The sequence below is a fragment of the Oscillibacter sp. CU971 genome (genome assembly GCF_905219725.1).
Classification (GTDB): domain Bacteria; phylum Bacillota; class Clostridia; order Oscillospirales; family Oscillospiraceae; genus Oscillibacter.
On sequence record NZ_CAJMXG010000159.1, the window covers coordinates 4985 to 6889 of the forward strand.

Genomic DNA, 1905 nt, shown 5'->3' on the forward strand with positions numbered 1-1905 from the left:
GGGATCGGGGCCAGCACCTACCCCGCCCAGGACGGGGATATGCTGGGGGCCGAGGCCGCCTACTGCGCGTTGGAGGCGGAGCTGCAACACTACCTGGACACCTACACCAGCACCCACGACTATGACGAATACCACTTCGACCTGGACGCCATCGAGCATGACCCCTATGTGCTGATCTCCATGCTCTCCGCGCTCCACGAGGGGGAGTGGACGCTGGAGGAGGTGCGGGGGACGCTCCAGGCCATTTTCGACCGGCAGTACATTTTGACCGAGGAGGTGGTGACGGAGCGGCGCTATTATATCGAGACGGACACCTGGACGGACAGCGAGGGCAACACCCATACCAGCAGCTACCGCGTGTACTACGACTATTACATTTGTACGGTAACGCTGAAAAACGAGGATCTGTCCCACCTGCCCATTTACATCATGAGCGGGGAGCAGATTTCCCGGTACGCCCTCTACATGGCCGCCCTGGGCAACCGGCCCGACCTGTTCCCCAATTCCGGCTATGTGGACAAGTACATCACCAACCCACCCCAGCCCTACGACGTGCCGGAGCAGTATCTTTCCGATCCCGACTTTGCCGCCCTACTCACCGAGGCGGAGAAGTACCTGGGCTACCCCTACGTCTGGGGCGGCAGCTCCCCGGCCACGTCCTTTGACTGTTCCGGCTTCCTGTCCTATGTGCTGAACCAATGCGGCTGGGACGTGGGCCGCCTGGGGGCCCAGGGGCTCTATAACTACTGCNCCCCCGTCAGCTCNCCACGGCCCGGCGACCTTGTATTTTTCCGCTACACCTACGACGCGCCCAACCCGGACGGCGTGACCCACTGTGGGCTCTATGTGGGAGACGGAATGATGCTGCACTGTGGGGACCCGGTGCAATTTACAAGTCTGAATACAAGCTACTGGCAATCCCATTTTTACGCCTGGGGGCGTTTACCATGAACAAGGAGGTTTTTAATGGCAGTCAGCAAGAGCGCGAAAATTTGGGCCGAGATGGAGAAAGTCAAGGCCAAGATCAACGAGCAGCAGGNCCGGCTGAAAGAGCTGGAGCAGAAGCACCGGGAGGCCGAGAATGAGGAGATCGTGGACATCGTGCGGGGCATGAGCNTGTCCCTGGACGAGCTGCCCGCCCTCCTGCGGCAGCTCCGGGACGGCTCTGGACACGGTGTCCAGAAGCCCGGCGAGAGAAAGGAGGAGACATAATGAAAAAATCCNGTATGCTGGCGGCGACGCTCTGCGCCGTCCTGATGGTGGGGGTACTCACCGTCCCCGCCTACGCGGNCGGAGGCGACGAGGGCGGCGAGTATGTCCCCTGGGTGGGGCTGGAGCCTGTGGACCTCCTGCCCGTGGAGCAGCCCCAGGAGCCCAAGCCGTTCACCCCGGAGGGGACGGGGACGGTGTTGGACAACGCCACGGACCAGGACGGCAAGGAGTTTTTCACCATCACCACGGCGGACGAGGCGGTTTTTTATCTTGTGATTGACCGGCAGCGTGGGGCGGAGAATGTGTATTTTCTCAACGCTGTCACCGTCTCTGACCTGATGGCCCTGGCGGAGCCTGGGCAGGAGCCGGAGGCCCCGNCCCCCGTGGTGGAGCCGGACCCGGAGNCCGAACCGGCCCCCGAACCGGAGCCGGAGCCCCAAAAGACNGGCGGGGCCGGGATGCTCCTGGTGGCCCTGGCGGTGCTGGCTATCGGCGGCGGGGCCGGGTGGTACTTCAAAATCTACCGCCCCAAGCAGCAGAAAGCAGCGGAGCCGGAGGAGGATTTTTCCGAGTATGACGAGCCGGAGGACTACGACGACACGCCCCCCTGGGACGTGGACGACGAGGACGAGGGAGGGGACGAGTGAATTTCACTGACAGCCCCTACGAGCCCTTTATGAAGCAGCCCACCTA

The 1905-nt window shown here is 62.7% G+C and carries 3 protein-coding genes; all 3 read left to right on the top strand.

The window, feature by feature from the left end; all coding sequences use genetic code 11:
* The coding region (locus JX325_RS10985; RefSeq protein WP_204791168.1) for a C40 family peptidase at positions 1-951 on the top strand (951 nt) is incomplete at its 5' end.
* A gap of 15 nt (positions 952-966) precedes the next feature.
* Positions 967-1212: a DUF4315 family protein gene (locus tag JX325_RS10990; RefSeq protein WP_204791169.1), complete on the top strand. Its 246-nt coding sequence runs from the start codon at positions 967-969 to the stop codon at positions 1210-1212.
* Positions 1212-1859: a DUF4366 domain-containing protein gene (locus tag JX325_RS10995; RefSeq protein WP_204791170.1), complete on the top strand. Its 648-nt coding sequence runs from the start codon at positions 1212-1214 to the stop codon at positions 1857-1859. Before JX325_RS10990 ends, JX325_RS10995 begins: the two co-directional genes overlap by 1 nt.
* The last annotated feature ends 46 nt before the right edge of the window (positions 1860-1905 follow it).